19 protein-coding genes and 1 riboswitch are annotated in these 19,501 nt (G+C 48.3%); of the genes, 11 read left to right on the forward strand and 8 right to left on the reverse strand.

All coding sequences use genetic code 11. The features are described 5' to 3' along the window. Positions 1–67: 67 nt before the first annotated feature. The 5 genes from HYN51_RS03875 (at position 68) to thiD (ending at position 6,592) form a co-directional block, all read left to right on the forward strand. Positions 68–1,477 carry a TolC family outer membrane protein gene (locus HYN51_RS03875; protein WP_108901637.1) on the forward strand — a complete coding sequence of 470 codons (1,410 nt, stop codon included), beginning with the start codon at positions 68–70 and terminating at the stop codon, positions 1,475–1,477. Next, entirely contained in the window at positions 1,477–3,615 is a 2,139-nt protein-coding gene (locus HYN51_RS03880; protein ID WP_108901638.1) for a type I secretion system permease/ATPase, read from the forward strand. The genes HYN51_RS03875 and HYN51_RS03880 overlap by 1 nt, the downstream gene beginning before the upstream one ends. 10 nt (positions 3,616–3,625) lie before the next feature. Beyond that, the gene (locus HYN51_RS03885; protein ID WP_108901639.1) at positions 3,626–4,795 is read left to right on the forward strand and encodes an HlyD family efflux transporter periplasmic adaptor subunit; all 1,170 of its coding nucleotides are present in this window, start codon (positions 3,626–3,628) and stop codon (positions 4,793–4,795) included. A 49-nt stretch (positions 4,796–4,844) separates the two neighbouring features. Beyond that, positions 4,845–4,948: riboswitch (TPP riboswitch) on the forward strand. A 34-nt stretch (positions 4,949–4,982) separates the two neighbouring features. Beyond that, complete coding sequence (gene thiM / locus HYN51_RS03890; RefSeq protein ID WP_108901640.1) at positions 4,983–5,798, forward strand: hydroxyethylthiazole kinase; 816 nt, start codon at positions 4,983–4,985, stop codon at positions 5,796–5,798. Then, complete coding sequence (thiD, locus tag HYN51_RS03895; protein ID WP_108901641.1) at positions 5,792–6,592, forward strand: bifunctional hydroxymethylpyrimidine kinase/phosphomethylpyrimidine kinase; 801 nt, start codon at positions 5,792–5,794, stop codon at positions 6,590–6,592. The genes thiM and thiD overlap by 7 nt, the downstream gene beginning before the upstream one ends. 175 nt (positions 6,593–6,767) lie before the next feature. Here thiD and epd read toward each other — a convergent pair whose 3' ends face one another. Then, positions 6,768–7,829: an erythrose-4-phosphate dehydrogenase gene (gene epd / locus HYN51_RS03900; RefSeq protein ID WP_108901642.1), complete on the reverse strand. Its 1,062-nt coding sequence runs from the start codon at positions 7,827–7,829 to the stop codon at positions 6,768–6,770. A gap of 243 nt (positions 7,830–8,072) precedes the next feature. Here epd and HYN51_RS03905 point away from each other — a divergent pair, with 243 nt between their 5' ends. Further along, positions 8,073–8,309, forward strand: a complete 237-nt coding sequence (locus tag HYN51_RS03905; RefSeq protein WP_108901643.1) for a hypothetical protein — start codon at positions 8,073–8,075, stop codon at positions 8,307–8,309. Between the two features lie 73 nt (positions 8,310–8,382). Here the strand turns inward: HYN51_RS03905 and purN are convergent, their stop codons facing one another. Then, positions 8,383–9,021, reverse strand: coding sequence for a phosphoribosylglycinamide formyltransferase (gene purN / locus HYN51_RS03910; protein ID WP_108901644.1), 639 nt, complete (start codon positions 9,019–9,021; stop codon positions 8,383–8,385). Further along, a complete protein-coding gene (purM, locus tag HYN51_RS03915) occupies positions 9,021–10,058 on the reverse strand; it encodes a phosphoribosylformylglycinamidine cyclo-ligase (RefSeq protein ID WP_108901645.1) in 1,038 nt (345 codons plus the stop codon). The genes purN and purM overlap by 1 nt, the downstream gene beginning before the upstream one ends. Positions 10,059–10,389: 331 nt before the next feature. Here purM and upp point away from each other — a divergent pair, with 331 nt between their 5' ends. The 3 genes from upp (at position 10,390) to hda (ending at position 13,542) form a co-directional block, all read left to right on the forward strand. Continuing rightward, on the forward strand, positions 10,390–11,016 hold the full coding sequence (gene upp / locus HYN51_RS03920; protein WP_108901646.1) for a uracil phosphoribosyltransferase: 627 nt from the start codon (positions 10,390–10,392) through the stop codon (positions 11,014–11,016). A 457-nt stretch (positions 11,017–11,473) separates the two neighbouring features. Continuing rightward, positions 11,474–12,748, forward strand: coding sequence for a uracil-xanthine permease family protein (locus HYN51_RS03925; RefSeq protein ID WP_108901647.1), 1,275 nt, complete (start codon positions 11,474–11,476; stop codon positions 12,746–12,748). 86 nt (positions 12,749–12,834) lie between these two features. Continuing rightward, positions 12,835–13,542, forward strand: coding sequence for a DnaA inactivator Hda (gene hda, locus HYN51_RS03930; protein ID WP_108901648.1), 708 nt, complete (start codon positions 12,835–12,837; stop codon positions 13,540–13,542). Positions 13,543–13,574: 32 nt separating this feature from the next. Here the strand turns inward: hda and HYN51_RS03935 are convergent, their stop codons facing one another. From HYN51_RS03935 to bepA, 3 genes are read right to left on the reverse strand one after another with little or no spacing between them, the layout of a single operon-like run. Beyond that, positions 13,575–14,018 carry a hypothetical protein gene (locus HYN51_RS03935; RefSeq protein ID WP_157952976.1) on the reverse strand — a complete coding sequence of 148 codons (444 nt, stop codon included), beginning with the start codon at positions 14,016–14,018 and terminating at the stop codon, positions 13,575–13,577. Between the two features lie 27 nt (positions 14,019–14,045). After that, on the reverse strand, positions 14,046–14,396 hold the full coding sequence (gene arsC / locus HYN51_RS03940) for an arsenate reductase (glutaredoxin) (RefSeq protein WP_108901650.1): 351 nt from the start codon (positions 14,394–14,396) through the stop codon (positions 14,046–14,048). A gap of 25 nt (positions 14,397–14,421) precedes the next feature. Further along, positions 14,422–15,888, reverse strand: coding sequence for a beta-barrel assembly-enhancing protease (gene bepA, locus HYN51_RS03945; RefSeq protein WP_108901651.1), 1,467 nt, complete (start codon positions 15,886–15,888; stop codon positions 14,422–14,424). A gap of 412 nt (positions 15,889–16,300) precedes the next feature. On the opposite strand from bepA, the gene HYN51_RS03950 reads away from it, so the two are divergent. Beyond that, entirely contained in the window at positions 16,301–17,368 is a 1,068-nt protein-coding gene (locus tag HYN51_RS03950) for an AI-2E family transporter (RefSeq protein ID WP_108901652.1), read from the forward strand. Between the two features lie 60 nt (positions 17,369–17,428). Here HYN51_RS03950 and bcp read toward each other — a convergent pair whose 3' ends face one another. Continuing rightward, the gene (bcp, locus tag HYN51_RS03955) at positions 17,429–17,899 is read right to left on the reverse strand and encodes a thioredoxin-dependent thiol peroxidase (protein ID WP_108902151.1); all 471 of its coding nucleotides are present in this window, start codon (positions 17,897–17,899) and stop codon (positions 17,429–17,431) included. 18 nt (positions 17,900–17,917) lie between these two features. After that, complete coding sequence (locus tag HYN51_RS03960) at positions 17,918–18,469, reverse strand: glycine cleavage system transcriptional repressor (RefSeq protein WP_108901653.1); 552 nt, start codon at positions 18,467–18,469, stop codon at positions 17,918–17,920. A 144-nt stretch (positions 18,470–18,613) separates the two neighbouring features. Here HYN51_RS03960 and dapA point away from each other — a divergent pair, with 144 nt between their 5' ends. After that, positions 18,614–19,492: a 4-hydroxy-tetrahydrodipicolinate synthase gene (gene dapA, locus HYN51_RS03965; RefSeq protein WP_108901654.1), complete on the forward strand. Its 879-nt coding sequence runs from the start codon at positions 18,614–18,616 to the stop codon at positions 19,490–19,492. Positions 19,493–19,501: the final 9 nt, after the last annotated feature.

Here is a 19,501-nt window from a genome sequence, read left to right on the forward strand (position 1 = left end):
AGAGATAGGGATCGACTCTGGTATAGCATTATTTATAACAACCATCATCTAATAGAATGTGGGAAAAATGAAATACACCAAACATTGTCCCCGTGCCGAACATCGATCCACTGTTCGGCCCTCTGGTTATATCATCGGGTTATGTTGTGGATTAAGTAGCCTATTTCTAACTTTTCCGCCCGTAAGCTATGCGGCAGAAGAGTATCAGTGGCAGGTTGCGCCCAGTGAACAAAACCAATCCAGTTTATCCATTCATGAAGCGGTTCTGCGGGCATTTGCCCGCAACCCGCAAATAGCGCAGGCCGCAGCACAAATTCGCGTAGGGAAAGCCAACCTGAACGTGGCGAAAAGCGGTTGGTTTCCCCAAGTTTCATTGCAGGGGGGCGTAGGCCGTTCTCATCAAACCGATTCTTCAGGTTCGTTGGATAATAATGGTTCCGTTGGCCTTAACCTAAAACAACTGCTGTATGACTTTGGTAAAACCGGAGGCAGCATTGATGAGCAACATGATTTATCCGATGCCTACAATTATCAGCTTTACAGCACCCTAAATGGCGTGGGGCAACAAACCCTACAGAGTTATCTTCAGGTCAAACGCTATCAGGAGTTGGCGCAGGCAGCGCAGCGTAATCTGGCTTCCCTTGAAAGCGTCCGAGAAATGGCCACGCTGCGCGCAGAGGCAGGATTAAGCTCTCAATCAGATGTATTACAGGCAGAAACGCGTATTGCCGGTATGAAAGCCACCTATCAGCAGTATCAGGCTCAGGTGATGTCGGCGCAGGCTTCGCTATCGGCGTTGACCGGCGTTGTTGCGACTGACTATCCGGATTTACCGAAAGATCTGTTGGGACAAAAAATTTCCGTTAAGTCATTACCCTATCAACAAAATAACGCGGTACGCAGCACCCAAGCTAAACAACTGGCCGCCGAGAAGCGCATCCAACAGGCTAAAGCTCAACATTGGCCCACCATTTCAGTACAGGCTGGGCGCACCCGTTATGCCGATGGCGACGGTTCGTATTGGGACGATCAGGTACAGCTGGTGGTCGACGCGCCTATTTATCAAGGTGGTGCCACCTCGGCTCGGGTCGATGCTGCCGAAGGGGAACGCCAGAATGCACAGGCTGAAGTTGAAGCCAGCAAGCTGGATATCGATCAAAAAGCCTCAACCGCTTATGCGGATCTGCTAGGCGCACAGCAGCGCCAGCAGGCTGGAGAAGCACAGCAAGCCAGCGCGGGACAAACGCGCAGCGTCTATCAGGATGAATATCGCCTGAACAAACGTAGTTTGAATGACTTACTCAGCGTTGAACAAGATGTTTTACAGGCAGATAACGCCGCCATTATGGCTCGCTACGACGCTTGGGATGCCGCAGTACGCTATGCCGGTGCAGTCGATAACTTGTTAGATATGTTGGGGATCGAACGTCAAAAAGTGACCGGCGATGACCTCCCGACACTTGGAGGATCGTCTTAATGGCTAATTTACCTAATTCTGATAACTGGATAATCGCAATGTCCCGGGCTGCCGGGCGTTTCGGCATCTCGACCGATATTCATGCGCTGCGCCAGCAAATGCGCTGGTATGAGAGCTTACCGCTGCCTCGCCGGTTGGAGCGATTAAGTAACCTGATGAACATGCAGGTAAAAATTCAGCCGGCGGCCAATGTTCGCTGGCGCAATGAGATCCTGCCGGTGATGGCACAGTTGCAGGATGGCTCACTGATTGTTCTGGAGTCATTGGATGAAGAGCAGCGCGCTGTTTATTGGCTGGGAGAGGGGGGCGACTTGCTTCGGGAAGAGCCGTTGCCTGAACTGCTTGCCCGTATTCAGCCCGATGTGGTGTTGCTGGGCATTGCCGCCCGCGGGCAGGACTCACGTATTGATGAGTTTGTACAGCCTTACCGTGAGCACTGGTTTTGGCGTCATTTTCGCCATACCGGTCGACAGTTAGCGGAAATTTCACTGGCTTCGATTATCAGTAATGTCTTGGCGCTAGCGGGAATATTGTTCTCCATGCAAGTGTATGACCGAGTTATTCCATCACAGTCTTATCCCACATTATGGGTGCTGTTTTTTGGGGTGTTGCTGGCAGCGTTAATGGAGTTTTTTATTCGCCTGTCGCGTACCCATATTTCGGATTTGATGGGTAAGCATATCGATTTAAAAGTGTCTTCGATGTTTTTTACGCGTGCGCTGGCGATTAAAAATGATGCGCGTCCCAAATCGACAGGCTCCTTTATTTCTCAACTGAGAGAAATCGATCAGGTACGTGAATTGCTCACTTCAACCACCGTTGGCGCCGCGTTGGATATGCCGTTTGTACTGCTGTTCTTGGCTATTATGGCTGCGGTGGGCGGTGAACTGGTGTTGATTCCACTGTTGGCCATTCCGCTGATTGTCATTCCCGGTTTGCTGGTACAGTGGCCGATGGCCAAATTAGCCAAAGAAGGAATGCGTGAAAGTGCGCTGCGTAATGCGGTATTGGTGGAATCAATCGAGGGTGTTGAAGACATTAAAGCGTTACAGGCCGAGCCTTACTTCCAGCGCCAGTGGGAACAAACGCACAAAGTGAGTGCTGCGATTGGCATGAAACAGCGGGTATGGGGCGCGAGATTAAGCGGTTGGGCATCGTCGGTTCAGCAAATAACTTACGCGGGAATGCTGGTATTTGGTGCCTATCTGGTACTGGAGGGCACGATTACCACCGGTACGATGGTGGCCTGTAGTTTATTGTCCTCCCGCACCATTGCTCCCCTGATGCAGCTCACTATGGTGTTTTCGCGCTGGCAGCATGCCAAAAGCGCCATGACCGGGCTTAACGATCTGCTTAAAAAACCGTTGGATCGCAATACGGAAAAACCGATGGCGCGCTGCCCGGTTTTGGCCGGTCATTACCAGCTAAAAGATGTGCAATATAGCTATGACGAAGAAAAAAGTGATTTAGCGCTACAGATATCCAGTCTGGATATTAAGCCGGGCGAGCGGATAGCGATTCTTGGCAAGGTAGGGATGGGGAAATCAACTCTGCTGCGTCTGCTGTCCGGGCAGGCATTAGCCACCAAGGGAAAAGTTATTATCGACGGTGTCGACATGGCGCAAATCGATCCGGCGGATATCCGGCGTCAGGTGGGCTACCTGTCACAAGACTCGCGGCTATTTTTTGGCACTCTGCGTCAGAATTTGATGCTGGGTCACCCTCATGCTACCGACCAGGAACTGATTCAGGCCTTACGCATCAGCGGGGCATTAACGCTGGTGCAGCAGGATGCTTCCAGTCTTGACCGGTTAATAAACGAAGGTGGGCGAGGGTTATCCGGAGGCCAGCGCCAGATGGTGATGTTGAGTCGACTCATTGTGCGAAATCCACAGGTGGTATTACTGGATGAACCTACCGCATCCATGGATGAACAGCTGGAAAGCTATGTTATCCGCCAGCTCCAGTGTTGGCTGGTTGGTCGTTCACTGATTTTAGTGACGCATCGTCCGGCGTTACTGGCTTTGGTGGATCGTATTGTGGTGGTTGATGGGGGAAAAATTGTCGCAGATGGCCCACGCGATGAGATCCTGAATCAGGCTCGCCATAACACCCATGTCGCATCTATCGTCGCTTGAGGATAAAGCCATGACTGAACTATCAATGCAGGAAGATATGGCCCAGCAAGGACGCCGTCATTCATCAGTGGTTTGGCTGACGTTATTGGGTGGAATACTGCTGTTTATCTGGGCGAGTTTTGCTTCATTAGATGAAGTGACCGTGGGAACGGGGAAAGTGACGCCTTCAACTCGCGCTCAGGTCATAGAGAGTCTGGATGGCGGCATTGTTTCTGCCATGCCGGTACATGAAGGCGACATTGTTAACAAGGGACAGGTGCTGGCCCAGCTCGATCCTAAACGTTTCCAGTCTAACTATGGTGAGGCGGCATCACGGGTTAGAACTCTGCGAGCCTCTGCAGAGCGTTTGCGTTCTGAATTGACTGGGGCACCGCTGGAATTCAGTCCCGATACATTACAGGAACCAGAACTGGTGGCGCGGGAACGTCAACTGTATGAATCAAGGCGGCGTAATCGGGACGAAACGGTTTCCAACTTGCAGCGTTCGTACGATCTGGTTAACGCCGAACTGAAAATGACCCAGCCACTGATTGAAAAAGGGGCCGCCAGCCGGGTTGAAGTGATTCGCTTGCAGCGTCAGGCCTCTGAGTTACAGGGAAAAATTGATGAAGCACGTAATCAGTATGCGGTGCGGGCGCGTGAGGAACAGGTAAAAAATAACGCCGAGCTGGATGCCCAAATGGAGGGGATGACGGGCAAAGCCGATCAACTGGATCGCGCCACGCTCTATTCTCCGGTGCATGGTGTGGTAAAAGATATTCAGGTCACCACCGTGGGCGGCGTTTTGCCTCCGGGCGGTAAGTTAATGGAGATTGTGCCGCTGGAAGACCATCTGCTGATTGAAACCCGAATCAACCCGCGTGATATCGCGTATATTCGGCCAGATCTTCCGGCAACGGTCAAACTTACCGCTTACGACTCCTCTATTTATGGCAATCTGGATGGAACCGTGGTGGTGGTTTCACCGGATACCATACAGGATGAGGTGCGGCGAGATCAGTACTATTATCGGGTTTATGTACGCACCAAAAATGCCGATCTGCATAATAAAAACGGTAAGCGTTTTCCGATTATGCCCGGCATGGTTGCCAACGTAGAGATTAAAACCGGACAGAAGACGGTGCTGGATTATTTGATTAAACCGCTGAATAAGGTGCAGGAGGCATTGCGGGAACGTTAATGATTCCCCCGACAATGTCTTGATCCTTTGACTCAATCGTCTAATATGTTACTTCGACTCGGGGTGCCCTGTGCAACATGTACAGCGGCTGAGATATCACCCGTATTACCTGATCTGGATTATGCCAGCGTAGGGAAGTCACGGTATCCCACCGGTACTGCCTTCTTTAACGCCGGTTGGGAGCTTTATGAATTTATCTCACAACCTTCAACCTTTTCCCGCTTCTGCTGCGGCCCATTGGCTGACGCAACTACGAACCGCTTCCCCCTTAGTTCACTGCCTGACGAATCAGGTGGTGCAAAATTTTACCGCCAATGTTCTGCTGGCTTTAGGTGCTTCACCGGCAATGGTGGTGGCTCGACAAGAAGTCGGTGATTTTAGCGCGATTGCCAACGGGCTTCTGGTCAATGTGGGAACCCTGAATGAAACTCAGGCAGAAGCTATGTTGCTGGCCGTTGCGTCGGCAAATGGTGCGGGTGTTCCTTGGGTTTTGGATCCGGTAGCGGTCGGCGGACTGGGCTACCGTACCGACTTCGCCCGCCAATTACTGACCATGAAACCCACAGCCATTCGCGGTAATGCTTCCGAAGTTATGGCGCTGGCCGGTTTTAACTCAGCAGGACGCGGCGTTGACAGCACCGATGACTCTTTAGCTGCGCTACCCGCCGCCATCGAGTTAGCCAACCACAGTGGTGCCGTCGTGGCGGTGACCGGCGCTATTGATTATGTGACCGACGGTCAAACCTGCTATGCCTTACCTTTTGGCGATCCGTTAATGACCCGAGTGGTGGGAACGGGCTGCGCGTTATCGGCGGTAGTGGCCGCATTTTTATCACTGGATAAAGAGAAGGCTCTCGAGCTGGTTGCCAGTGCCTGCATGATGATGGCCTTTTGCGGTGGTATGGCTGCCGGAGCAGCGACCGGGCCGGGGAGTTTTGTTCCTCGTTTTCTTGATTTACTTTATCAACTGCAACCAGAACACCTGATGGGTAAAACATTATGAGAATTAATGCATTAACTATTGCCGGTACCGACCCCAGCGGCGGTGCTGGCATACAGGCTGACTTAAAAACCTTCTCTGCCTTGAGTGCTTATGGTACCAGCGTGATAACCGCGTTGGTTGCACAAAACACCCTCGGTGTGCAGTCAGTTTATCGCATTGAGCCTGATTTTGTGGCAGCCCAGCTTAGTTCGGTGCTGGACGATGTGCGTATCGACAGTGCCAAAATTGGCATGTTGGCCGAATCAGATATTGTACAGGTCGTGGCTGAGTCATTAAAACGCTACCCCATTCCTTATGTGGTGCTGGATACCGTGATGGTAGCGAAAAGTGGCGATCCGTTACTGGCTTTGGATGCAGTAGAGGCCATTCGCCGTCAGTTGTTGCCGATAGTTTCTCTGATTACGCCTAACCTACCGGAAGCTGCCGCTCTGCTTGATTGTCCTGTTGCCACCAGTGAGTCAGAAATGTTGGAGCAAGGGAAAGCGCTGTTAGGGATGGGCTGTTCGGCGGTGTTAATGAAAGGCGGTCATTTAAGTGAGGCGGAAAGCCCGGACTGGTTGATTACCCCACAGCAAACGCTGCGCTTTAGTGCCAAAAGAATCGCTACGAAACATACCCACGGAACCGGGTGTACGCTTTCCGCCGCGCTGGCAGCGTTACGCCCTCGCTGTGATAGCTGGGCGCAGACGGTACAAATGGCTAAAGATTATTTGCAGCAGGCATTGATCATGGCGGACAGTCTGGAAGTGGGGCACGGCATCGGCCCGGTACACCATTTTCATCGCTGGTGGTGATAATAAAATCTTCTGTAATTAACTAACGGGCTAGGCCCGACACACTCTATGGTTGAGTTCAGATGGTCTTCCGGTCGAGCACGAAACTAATATACGCGCTTTAGGTTTTACGACCGGATTGTCCATTGACGCTTATTTATTAGGTTTTCCTGTCAGGTAACAAACACAGTGAAGACTACAGACTGTGTTCCGTGACTTTTTCAGCGGAGCTTTCTTCCGATAACTGCTCACTGGCAACCATAGCCAGTGTGGTATCCAGCATACGGTTAGCAAATCCCCATTCGTTATCACACCATACCAGCATTTTTACCAGATGCTGACCGCTGACTCGGGTTTGTGTACCATCGACAATGGCGCTGTGCGGGTCGTGGTTGAAATCGGTGGAGACCAGCGGCAGTTCGGTATAATCCACAATACCCTGAAAGGTATGTTTAGCCGCCTGTACAAACAGTTGATTGACATCCTGTACGCTCACCGGTATTTCCAGCGTAACGCTCAGGTCGATCGCCGTTACATTGATGGTGGGCACTCGCACCGAAATCGCTTCAAAACGATCGCAAAACTTAGGGAAGATACGGGTAATCCCTGCTGCCAATTTGGTATCTACGGGAATGATTGACTGGTTAGCGGCACGGGCGCGGCGTAAGTCTTTGTGGTAAGCATCAATGACGGGCTGATCGTTCATTGCAGCATGAATGGTGGTTACCGTGCCGGAGCGAATTTCAAAGTTGTCATCCAATAGTTTGATTATCGGAATAATGCAGTTAGTGGTACAAGACGCATTGGAAACGATACGGTGTTCAGCTTTCAATTCATGGTGGTTAACGCCATACACAATGGTTGCATCTAAGTCGTTTCCTCCTGGATGGGAGAAAAGAACCTTTCTCGCACCGGCTGCAATATGCGCTTCACCATCGGCACGGCTGCCGTAAACGCCGCTGCAATCCAGTACGATATCTACGTCCAATGATTTCCACGGCAGATTGGCAATCTCTTTGTGATGAAATAGCTGCATTGCATCATCATCTACCCATAGCATTCTGCCTTCTTGGCGGACGCGACGGGCAAAGCGTCCGTGGGTTGAATCATATTTCAATAAGTGCGCCATACCATTAGGGTCGGCTAATTCATTGATAGCAACCACACTGATTTTTTTATGATGTTCTGACTCGTATAAAGCGCGTAAAACGCTGCGACCAATACGGCCAAATCCATTAATAGCTACTCGGATGGTCATGTTATTCCTTTATTGTTCGTTATCATGCCGGTTGGTTAGCGTAATGCAAGAAAGTGAGTGTGCTGTGAGATAAAAATATCACAAGCTAGACTAGCGATAATTGTTCTGATGATGCCGGAAGATAATGGACAAGATGACAGACTTCAGGTGCCTGTGTAAAGCTCGCTAATATCCTCCTTGTATAATTCGATGGACTATCATTAACTGTAGTCATTATCCCGTAGTGATGAGGTCGGAATCTTTATGATTAGAATATCGTTAATCTCTTGTATTGCGCTGTTTTTACTGGGATGTACTTCCCAGTCTTACACGGAACCTTGCCCGCGTGGCTCCGGCTGTGTTGTTAACGATCGGGAACAACCGATTTATGATTATGACGCTGACTCCAATAGCATGAAAAGGGATCGCCGCATGGAGAGGATCAGAGATCAGGGGGCGGCAGATAAATCTACCGATCAGGGAACCGTATTTGGCTGGTAGCGCTATTTTAGGCTAGGGGCAGCAAGATCCGGCTACAACACTGATAATGGATATCCTAGCCATAGACCTTTTATCAGACATCGGCGTACCCGTGAGGCGGTAAAGGTTGATTATCCATCCAGACTTTGCCCTCACGCATTGCCAGTCGGCCATCCATAAACCAACTGACAACTAGCGGATAGATGCGATGCTCTTCAATTTGTACACGTTTAATCAACTCAGCTTCGCTATCCTGAGCTAATATCGGTACTGCGGCTTGCAGAATAATCGGGCCGCCATCCAGCTCTTCGGTAACAAAGTGAATGGTTGTACCGTGTTGCTTATCCCCGTTACTCAGTGCCTGACTGTGGGTATGCAGACCCGGATATTTAGGCAATAGGGAAGGGTGAATATTTAGCAACTTCCCCGCATAGCGATTAACAAATATCGGGCTCAGAATACGCATATAACCAGCGAGAACGATCAGGTCGGGTTTATAGCGATCGATGGTATCCGCCAGCGCTAAGTCATAATCGGTACGGCTGTTAAAATACTTGGGCTCAACCACTTCCGTAACAATGCCAGATTGCTGTGCCCGTACCAATCCATAAGCTTCGGGAACATTGCTGAACACCGCACTGATGGTTCCGTTAATTTGCTCATTATCACAGGCATCAATGAGGGCCTGAAGATTAGAGCCGCTACCGGAGATTAGAACAACAATAGTTTTCATTAGCCGATAACCACCTGCTCATCAGACGTAGACGCTTTGATAGTGCCGATTTTCCACGCAATTTCACCGGTAGATTGTAATTGTGTGATGGCGGCATTCGCCTGAGCTTCCGGCAGGGCAATCACCATACCGACGCCGCAGTTAAAGGTCCGGTACATTTCATGGCGACTGACGTTACCTGCCTGTTGTAACCAGTTAAAGACTTCTGGCCATTGCCAACTGGACTCGTCGATCGCTGCCTGAGTACCTTGCGGTAAGACGCGCGGAATATTTTCCCAGAAGCCACCGCCGGTAATGTGGGCGATAGCGTGAACGTCGATCTGCTCCAGCATTTGTAAAATGGATTTTACATAAATTTTGGTTGGTGTTAGCAAATGGTCTGCCAGTGATTTACCGGCTAGCATGGTCGCCTGTGGATCGGTTTTGCTGACTTCAAGAATTTTACGTACCAGTGAGTAGCCGTTGGAGTGCGGGCCGCTAGAGGCTAAGGCTATCAGGGTATCACCCGCAGAGACTTTGCTGCCGTCAATGATTTCGGATTTTTCTACCACGCCAACGCAAAAACCGGCCACGTCATAATCTTCACCCTGATACATGCCGGGCATTTCGGCAGTTTCACCGCCGACCAGCGCGCAGCCAGATTGCTTACAGCCTTCGCCAATGCCGGTGACCACACGGGCAGCGGTATCGACATCCAGCTTGCCTGTGGCGTAATAGTCGAGGAAAAACAGCGGCTCTGCACCCTGAACAATCAGGTCATTAACACACATGGCAACCAAATCGATACCGATAGTATCGTGGCGCTTTAAGTCCATAGCTAATTGAAGTTTGGTGCCGACACCGTCGGTACCTGAAACCAGAATCGGTTCACGGTATTTTTGGGGCAGTGCGCAAAGTGCGCCAAACCCTCCGAGTCCACCCATAACTTCAGGACGACGGGTTTGTTTTACGACACCTTTGATTCTATCGACTAAAGCGTTACCAGCATCAATGTCAACACCAGCGTCTTTGTAGCTTAGAGAAGTTTTATCGGTCACTGCGGGGTTCCCCATGGAGATAGGTGATATTGAACAGAAACGCTGGCATTCTATCAGTTATAGCAAACGTTTGCCTATGGTTTTTATCGCTGACTTATAAACTCATTTTGCTATCGTCTGAGTTTGAATTTCCTTATGCTTGGGGTGATGTTTTATCACCGCCAATGATTAATTGGAAAAAACAGCGCTCTGTTAACAGTATTAGCACAATCTATAGCCTATCATGATCAGAATCATGCATTTCTTTGTCACGGCTCTCACATTATCAGGTATAATTTGCCGATTTTTTTGAGAGCGACAGTGCACCATCCGCGATATGGGAGAGGAATAAATGAAGATCGTTGTAGTTAAGCATCCACTGGTTAAACATAAGTTAGGCCTGATGCGTGAAGAAGATATCAGCACTAAACGTTTTCGTGAATTAGCCTCAGAGGTTGGTAGTTTACTAACCTACGAAGCAACAGCAGATTTAGAAACTGAAAAAGTTACCATCAATGGCTGGAATGGCCCGGTAGAAATCGAGCAAATCAAAGGTAAAAAAATCACCGTAGTGCCGATTCTGCGTGCTGGTCTTGGCATGATGGAAGGCGTATTGGAGCACGTTCCAAGCGCACGTATCAGCGTCGTTGGTGTGTATCGTGATGAAGAAACCTTACAGCCAGTTCCTTATTTCCAAAAGTTGGTTTCCAATATTGAAGAGCGCATGGCTCTGGTAGTTGACCCCATGTTGGCAACAGGCGGCTCGATGATTGCAACCATCGATTTACTGAAAAAAGCAGGCTGTCAGTCAATTAAAGTCTTGGTGTTGGTTGCGGCTCCTGAAGGCGTTGCCGCATTAGAGAAAGCGCATCCGGACATTGAGCTATACACCGCCTCTATCGATCAGGGCTTAAACGAGAAAGGTTACATCATTCCGGGGCTGGGTGATGCCGGTGATAAGATCTTCGGTACTAAATAGTCAGTAAACTGTAAATAGTCAGTAAACTGAGAGATAACAAGGATGTTGTTGCCGGGGCCGGCGTTGATTGCGCTACCTACTCTACCTCTGATAATTAGGGTGGAGCATCAGTAGCCGGTACCCGTTTGATTATGATAAAAATTTCGCTGAATGACATCACCAACAAGATATCCAATTAGAGATCAGGTCAGTGGGCATCGCTCTATTGTGGCGGCGCTCTGAATGGCTGAGTCATAGACAGATAAATATGGGCGACACGATCGCCCATATTTATGGATGCGAGTTGGCTAATCGTATGGTGTCTTTACTTAGCGTCCGGGTGTTATCAGGCTAAAAAAATTAGCCTGTAGTAGTTATATAAGTCATAAGAAATTGGTTACAGGCAAGACGAGCGGCACCAGTATCAATGTGTAGCAGTGCCGGATAACAACATCATTTCAAATTAGAGGTTTATTTTATGCAACAGCCGTCAATGACCGGCGCACAGCCACCTACCTGGCAGAACGTTCTGGTGGGAGCTCAAATGCTGTTTGTGGCATTTGGTGCGTTAGTACTGGTACCGCTGATCACAGGGTTAGATACCAACGTAGCGCTGTTTACCGCAGGCTTCGGTACCTTGCTGTTCCAACTCTGTACTAAAGGTAAGGTGCCTGTATTTCTGGCGTCGTCTTTTGCCTTTATTGTTCCTATCAGCTACGGCGTTCAAACCTGGGGGATACCTGCCACCATGGGGGGATTGTTTGCTGCTGGCGTGATGTACATGATTTTTGGTGGGCTGATTAAGCTGCGTGGTTCGCACATTATTGAAAGGCTGCTGCCACCGGTGGTTACCGGCCCAATGATTGCGATTATTGGCCTGACGTTGGCACCAGCAGCGGTCAACATGGCATTAGGCAAAAGTGGTGATGGTGGTTCAGTGATTCTGGGGGATTACCGTACTGCGCTGTTCATTTCAATGCTGTCGCTGTTGACCACGTTACTGGTCGCCGTTTGGGCTAAAGGTATTTTCCGTTTAATCCCCATTTTGTCCGGTATTGTGGTGGGCTATGTCACGGCATTATTGATGGGTGTTGTTAACTTCCAACCAGTGTTAGATGCGCCGTGGTTTGCTATCCCTAATTTTACCGCGCCGGAATTCCACTGGCAGGCCATTCTGTTTATGTTGCCGGTAGTTATCGCGCCAACCATTGAACACGTCGGCGATATTATGGCGATTAGTTCGGTTTCCGGTAAAGACTATGCGAAAAATCCTGGCCTGCACCGTACGCTGGCCGGTGATGGCTTGGCCACTTCGGCAGCAGCCTGCTTTGGTGGTCCACCGTGTATTACCTATGCAGAGGTTATTGGAGCAGTAACCCTGACCCGCAATTTTAATCCATTAGTGATGACCTTTGCTGCCTGTTGGGCGGTGTTCATGTCATTTATCGGTAAAATTGGTGCTTTCCTGAATACCATTCCATCGGTGGTCATGGGCGGTATTATGGTTCTGCTGTTTGGTTCTATCGCCGCGGTAGGTATCAATATCCTGGTGAAAAACCGGGTGGATATGTCTATTGCGCGCAACCTGTGTATCGTCTCTATCGTTTTGGTATTCGGTATTGGCGGCATGGTATTTAATTTTGGTCAGTATTCACTACAGGGTATTAGCCTGTGTGGTGTGATTGCAATTCTGTTAAATCTGATCCTGCCTAAAGCGCCGGTTTATCCTGAAACAGAGAAATCAGTCCATTAAGTTGGCAACCGGCAACCTTGTGTTGTCGGTTCTCCCCCTCACTTCGGTATGATAAACTGCATCGATTTCCAATTTTTTAGTTTGAGGTGTTTCTGAATACATCGACGCAGCTATCGTTTCCTCTCTATCTTTCTGATGACGAGACGTTTGCCAGTTTTTATCCCGGCGAAAATGCGTCACTGCTTTCTGCTATTCATTCCGCACTGGAGCAGGATCACAGCACTTATATCTATTTCTGGTCTGGGGATGCCAGCGGAAAGAGCCATTTGTTAAATGCAGCCTGTTCGGCACTGTCTCAAAAGGGCGTCGCGGTAGGTTATGTGCCGCTGGATAAGCGAACCTATTTTGTGCCCGAAGTGCTGGATGGTATGGAACAATTGGCGCTGGTCTGCATTGATAATATTGAATGTATTGCCGGTGACAGTGAGTGGGAAATGGCAATCTTCAACCTGTACAACCGCATTCTTGAAACAGGGTTTACCCGTTTGCTGATTAGCGGTGATGTTCCACCCCGTCAGTTAAACTTGTCATTACCCGATTTGGCTTCACGCTTAGATTGGGGGCAAATCTACCGATTACAGCCATTATCAGACGAAGATAAGCTTCAAGCTCTGATTCTACGGGCAAAACTACGCGGTTTTGAATTACCGGAAGACGTGGGGCGTTTTTTGCTTAAACGACTCGAGCGGGATATGCGAACGCTGTTTGAAACGCTGGATCGTTTAGATTCGGCATCTATCACGGCCCAGCGTAAATTAACCATTCCTTTTGTTAAAGAAGCTCTGAAGCTCTGAAACTATAGGCTTCATGCGTCATTTCATAACGTTCAGGGCTGAAAACGCTCAAAATCAGTTCTGGTTTCACCCAATGGACCATAAGTCACATTAATAATCAGCTCATCGAGATCGGAAACCATCGAGTACGGCAGATCTTTATTGGCTTTTTTCATGGCTTGATAGAACGGCTGATAAAAGTCAGCGGTTTGCCCTTGAGGGTCGTATTTGAGGCTGACATAAAACACCGGATAATCGCTGCTATTGCATAGTTTGGCGGCGGTGACATCAACGCCATACTTGGCTAGAACATCTCTGGTTGCTGGTTTCCAGTCTTTCAGTACCACATCCTGACAGTCATGGGTTATTTCGGTAAATAGCTTGGTTTTTTCCAGTGACGGAATATGCTCATTGGCGAAAATGCTGCCGGAAATAACCAGGCAGGCAGAGAGCAGGCTACCCATAAATAATGAGTGTAGATACGGCTTTTTCATCATTCTTCCTTAAACAACATAGGGATAGATTCAGATAATTTCTAATACATTCTCTGGTGGTCGACCTAACCGTGCATGATCACCAACCACCACGATGGGGCGCTCAATCAACTTAGGATTTGCCGTCATGGCGTCAATCAGTACCTGTTCTGATGCATCGGCCAGATTTAACGCTTTGTATAGATCTTCTTTAGTGCGGATTAGCTGGCGCGCAGAGCTAAAATTCAGCTGTTTTAACAGCGTGTGAATCTGTTTATTATCCGGTGGCGTGTCCATATATAAAACAACATCAGGCGTAATCCCTTTTTCTTCCAGCATCTCCAGCGTTTTTCTACTGGTGCTGCAACGCGGGTTATGAAAAATAGTTACTGTTCTCGTCATTATTATTGTTCTCCTGAGGCCATTCTTAAGATCTTTCAAACTGCTTAAAGCGCTGCTGCAACTGGCGTAGCTGGTCGATACGTGCATCATAACGTGCTTGTTTCAGGCTTCCAACCTGCACAGAAGAACTGGCTGTGGTGAGCAGATTAATCGCCTGATCGAGACGGCCTAGCAATGCCATGCTCTCGGCCCGGGCAGCCAGCTCTTCATCACGTAGTCCCTGATCGGCAGCGGCTTTAGCCAGCAAGTCCCAACCGTTAGGATCTTCCGGATGGCTATAGGTATAGCGATTCAGCAGCGTGGTGGCCTTAGCTGCCTGACGCGCTTCAATATAGGCATTACCCAGATTGAGCTGTAGCACGGCACTATTTGGCTGGCTCTTAATCGCTTGTTCTAAGCGGCTAACGGCCTGTGGAGCACGGTTCTGTTCCAGATCGATATCGGTGGCAAGATCGAGAAACCAAACATTACTTGGCTGTTGGGTTAGCAGCGGCTGAATGACGTTACGAGCTGCATCGTACTGTTTTGATTTGTAGTAGAGAATGGCTTGACCATATTTTCCGGCCATCTGCTCACGCGCATTGCCTTTTTTATACTCATCCAGCATAAATTGGCTTATCCCATCCATATCGCCATACATGCCCAGTATCCGTAGTTTAGCGAACAGGTAATCCTGAGAAGACGCAATAACTTTATGGCCCAGTTGTTCAGCACGACTGCGCGTATCAGACATTCTGCTATCAGGCATAGGGTGGGTTAGTAGCATTTCTGGAGGCTTGCTGGCATAGCGATATTTGTCTGCCAGTTTTTGCATAAAGTCTGGCATGGCCATTGGGTCAAAACCTGCACGCTGCAGTACGCGGATGCCAATGCGGTCAGCTTCTTGTTCATTGGACTGGGTAAAACTGATCATACCCTGTTGGGTTCCGGCGATAGTGGTGCTCAATGCTGCCATACCTGCCTGCGGGTTGGCCATCGTCAATAAAATAGACCCTAAAGCGCCTACCCAAGTAAGCGGTGCGTTACGCTGCTGTTCTTCCATGGCGCGAGCTAAATGGCGTTGAGTCACGTGTGAAATTTCGTGCGCCATGACTGAAGCCAGTTGGTTTTCATTGTCTGTTTCGCGAAATAGCGAAGAGTGAAGCACGACATTGCCCCCAAAGAAGGCGAAGGCGTTGATCTCATTATTTTGAATGAGATAAAAATGGAAGGGTGTTTTTACCGCATCGGCTTTGGCAACCAGCCTTTGACCCAGGCTATTAACGTAATCAGTCAGCAGTGGATCGTAAATCAGTGGTGCACCAGAACGCAGTTGCCGCAGGTAAAAATCTCCCATCAGCAATTCTTGATTGATACTGAGAGTCCCACCAGCAGTGGTACCAATATCTGGCAGGTCACTGGTAGTATCAGCAATAACTGGAATGGCTAGGCTGCATAGCAGCGTACTACTTAATAAGGTGGCGAGTAAGGATTTACCAAAACGGGTCGACATATCGATATTAATTCCAGAAGTTTATTAGCCTACAGAACACACTCTGATGCTTATGCAGCAGGAGCTGTTTTCCCTAAACCTACATTTGTCTGTATTTTCCCGAGAAAACCATCGGGTTACCTTAAATCTTATCGTGTTAACAGCTGATTTGTTGTTATTATAGCGATAGCTTCGGTTAGCCATCCTTCAGTATGCAATACAGGATAAATTATCACTGTTATGCGGCGGTTGCACCGAATAACTGAAGCTTCGTAGAGGCATTTTCGAACGAGTATTTATTCGCTTGGTGATGTAGACAACGAATATCATGTTTTGTCCTGTCTATTTTTGTTCTTCATATGGGTTTTTTATTTGAATCTATATGAAGAATTGAAACAGATTCAATGAAAGATTTTCTCCCCCGGAGGTTGTTATGTTGGATATGTTGTCTCGCTGGTATCGCCGGCGTTTCACCGACCCCCAAGCCATAGCGCTACTGATTATTTTAGTCGTAGGCTTCGGTATTATCTATTTTTTCCATGGCATTTTAGCGCCGCTATTAGTGGCGATTGTACTGGCCTATTTATTGGAATGGCCAACCACCAAAATACAAGGTCTGGGGCTTTCTCGCGGGTTGGCGGCGACCAGTGTTGTCATCTTGTTTGGTGGAATAATGTGCGTTGCCATTCTGGTCGTGATGCCAGCCGCTTGGCAACAAGGGGTGACTCTGGTTGCAGATCTGCCAAAGATGCTTAATCGTTTTCATGACTTTGCCGCAACGCTTCCTGCTCGTTATCCGGCGCTGGTTGACGCGGGCATTATTGATTTGTTTGCGGAAAATTTGCGTACCAAACTGGCGGGGCTGGCGGATTCGGTGGTGAAATACTCGATGGCATCACTGATGGGGTTATTAACACTGGCGATCTATTTGATTCTAGTACCACTGATGGTCTTTTTCTTGCTGAAAGATAAGCGGCAGATGATTTATGCGGTACACCGCATATTACCTCGTAATCGAGGGCTAGCGGGTAAAGTATGGCTGGAGATGAATCAACAAATCACCAACTATATTCGCGGCAAAGTGGTAGAGATGGTGATTGTTGGCGTGGCGACCTATCTGGTGTTCTGGTTTCTGGATATGCGTTATTCCCTACTGCTGGCGGTGCTCGTTGGAATATCGGTATTAATTCCTTACATTGGCGCGGTGCTGATCACTATACCGGTGTTTATTGTGGCGTTATTTCAGTGGGGGATTGGGCCTGATTTCTGGACGCTGGTGATTGCCTATCTGGTGGTGCAAGGGCTGGACAGCAACTTACTGGTGCCATTTTTATTCTCAGAGGCCGTTAACCTGCATCCGTTGGTCATTATTCTGTCGGTTGTGATTTTTGGCGGGTTATGGGGTTTTTGGGGGGTGTTCTTTGCCATTCCTCTGGCCACACTGGTTAAAGCGGTTATTCACGTTTGGCCGGACGATCTGATTGCAGAAAACCTGCGTTGAAAAGACGAGACAAACAACGGCTACCTCCCCTGATGGGGTAGCCGTTGCTAGAAAAACCCCTCAACGGTTACCGTTAAGATAGTTAAGTACAATCTCATGGTGGTTGTTGGTTTTGAAATCATCAAAGACGTTTTCGATTTTTCCGTTAGCGCCAACTAAAAAGCTGATGCGATGAATGCCGTCATAGGTTTTGCCCATAAAGGTTTTTTCACCCCAAACGCCAAACAGTTCAGAGACTTGGTGTTCTTCGTCGGAAAGCAGCGTAAAGTTCAGCAGATCTCTTTCAACAAAGCGAGAGAGCTTTTCTGGTTTATCGGTACTGATACCCAAAATGTCCACGCCGAGTTTTTTCAGATCATCCATGTTGTCCCGTAATCCGCAGGCTTGTACGGTGCAGCCTGGGGTCATGGCTTTTGGATAAAAATAGATAAGAACTCTCTGCCCTTTAAAATCACTCAGGCTGATATCTTCACCATCTTGATCCGGGAGTGTAAATTCAGGGGCGGTATCACCGGCTTTTAATGGGTTTATCACTAGTTCCTTCCTTTTTCATGCTTGTGGATTGATTACGATGTTAATACTGCCTTGTGCATTTAATTCTGTACAGAGGCGATAGAAATCTTGTTCAACCTTTTTATGTGTGCCGGTCAGGGCACTGTGTAACGTTATCTCAATATAAAGCTTAGCTTCTTTTGTTATTTCGCACGTGCTGGTTTTGGAAGTAAGTTCAGCAATGCTGGTTTCTGCTGCATCAAATAAGTTGGTAAAACGTTCAATTAAGTGGGGGGAATCTTTTACTTCTACTTTTACCCACATCGTGACCGGCATGGGAGGACGAGGGTGCTGAGTTGTGCGCTTCATCACAATCAAGAGCTCTAATTCAACACCTTTTTGTGGCAGAGTAGATTCGAGCAACATCATGGCGCTCCATCCACCGGAAAGCAGCATAATAAAAGTAAATTCTTCACCCAACAGTGCCAGACGGCTATCCTCTATATTACAGCCGCAGCTACTGACATGCCGGGTAATCGTATTGACTATTCCCGGACGATCGGTACCCAAGGCGGTAATGACAAGGTAATATTCAGATTGCTGTGGCACGTTAAAACTTCCTGCCTAAAAATGGTGATACTATGGTAAACATAAAAAAATCACCCAGACAAGCAGTTAGAGTGATGTTGTTGCTTGCTTTTCGCTATTGGTCAAAAGTACCATGTTCGGTATATCTATTAAGGGGAATCGCTTATGTTTACGGGAAGTATGGTTGCACTGGTAACGCCAATGGACTCAACAGGTTCAGTTGACCGTGCTAGTTTGAAAAAACTGATTGATTATCATGTGGCTAGCGGCACTTCTGCGATAGTTTCCGTAGGCACCACAGGGGAATCAGCCACGCTTAATCATAATGAACATGTTGATGTGGTGAAATTAACGTTAGATTTAGCCGATGGTCGTATTCCTATCATCGCCGGGACTGGCGCTAATGCCACGGCGGAAGCTATTTCTCTGACCCAGCATTTCAATGATACCGGTGTTATCGGTTGTTTATCCGTAACACCCTATTACAATAAGCCAACTCAGGAAGGTTTATTCCAGCATTTTAAAGCGATCGCCGGGCATACTGATTTACCTCAGATCCTTTATAATGTTCCTGGTCGCACCGGTTGTGATATGTTACCTGAAACCGTTGCCCGTTTAGCGGAAGTACCAAATATTGTTGCATTGAAAGATGCAACCGGTAACTTAAGCCGGGTTAGTCAAACTCAGGTGCTAGTAGGAAATGATTTCAAATTACTCAGTGGCGACGATGCGACCTCTTTAGAGTTTATGCAGTTGGGTGGTCACGGTGTAATTTCTGTTACGGCAAACGTTGCTGCACGTGAAATCGCAAAATTATGCGAATTGGCTGCACAAGGAAACTTTGCTGAAGCTCGTTGTCTTAATGAACGGTTAATGCCTCTACATCTGAAATTGTTTGTTGAATCTAACCCAATTCCAGTGAAGTGGGCATGTCATCGTTTAGGTTTAATTGCTGATGATACGATGCGGTTACCAATGACTCCGCTGGCGCAAAGTGCCCGGCCGATAGTTGAACAGGCGTTAAAGTCTGCTGGTCTGCTATAAATCTTAGGA

The organism is Limnobaculum parvum, assembly GCF_003096015.2.
GTDB lineage: Bacteria > Pseudomonadota > Gammaproteobacteria > Enterobacterales > Enterobacteriaceae > Limnobaculum > Limnobaculum parvum.

Bases quoted from the DNA above. Each gene is read 5' to 3' on its own strand.
- purN (WP_108901644.1), bottom strand. From the start codon at position 9,021: ATGAAAACTATTGTTGTTCTAATCTCCGGTAGCGGCTCTAATCTTCAG.
- HYN51_RS03935 (WP_157952976.1), bottom strand. From the start codon at position 14,018: ATGATGAAAAAGCCGTATCTACACTCATTATTTATGGGTAGCCTGCTC.
- HYN51_RS03925 (WP_108901647.1), top strand. From the start codon at position 11,474: ATGCAACAGCCGTCAATGACCGGCGCACAGCCACCTACCTGGCAGAAC.
- dapA (WP_108901654.1), top strand. From the start codon at position 18,614: ATGTTTACGGGAAGTATGGTTGCACTGGTAACGCCAATGGACTCAACA.
- HYN51_RS03880 (WP_108901638.1), top strand. From the start codon at position 1,477: ATGGCTAATTTACCTAATTCTGATAACTGGATAATCGCAATGTCCCGG.
- arsC (WP_108901650.1), bottom strand. From the start codon at position 14,396: ATGACGAGAACAGTAACTATTTTTCATAACCCGCGTTGCAGCACCAGT.
- epd (WP_108901642.1), bottom strand. From the start codon at position 7,829: ATGACCATCCGAGTAGCTATTAATGGATTTGGCCGTATTGGTCGCAGC.
- HYN51_RS03905 (WP_108901643.1), top strand. From the start codon at position 8,073: ATGATTAGAATATCGTTAATCTCTTGTATTGCGCTGTTTTTACTGGGA.
- HYN51_RS03875 (WP_108901637.1), top strand. From the start codon at position 68: ATGAAATACACCAAACATTGTCCCCGTGCCGAACATCGATCCACTGTT.
- thiM (WP_108901640.1), top strand. From the start codon at position 4,983: ATGAATTTATCTCACAACCTTCAACCTTTTCCCGCTTCTGCTGCGGCC.
- HYN51_RS03950 (WP_108901652.1), top strand. From the start codon at position 16,301: ATGTTGGATATGTTGTCTCGCTGGTATCGCCGGCGTTTCACCGACCCC.
- bepA (WP_108901651.1), bottom strand. From the start codon at position 15,888: ATGTCGACCCGTTTTGGTAAATCCTTACTCGCCACCTTATTAAGTAGT.
- HYN51_RS03885 (WP_108901639.1), top strand. From the start codon at position 3,626: ATGACTGAACTATCAATGCAGGAAGATATGGCCCAGCAAGGACGCCGT.
- upp (WP_108901646.1), top strand. From the start codon at position 10,390: ATGAAGATCGTTGTAGTTAAGCATCCACTGGTTAAACATAAGTTAGGC.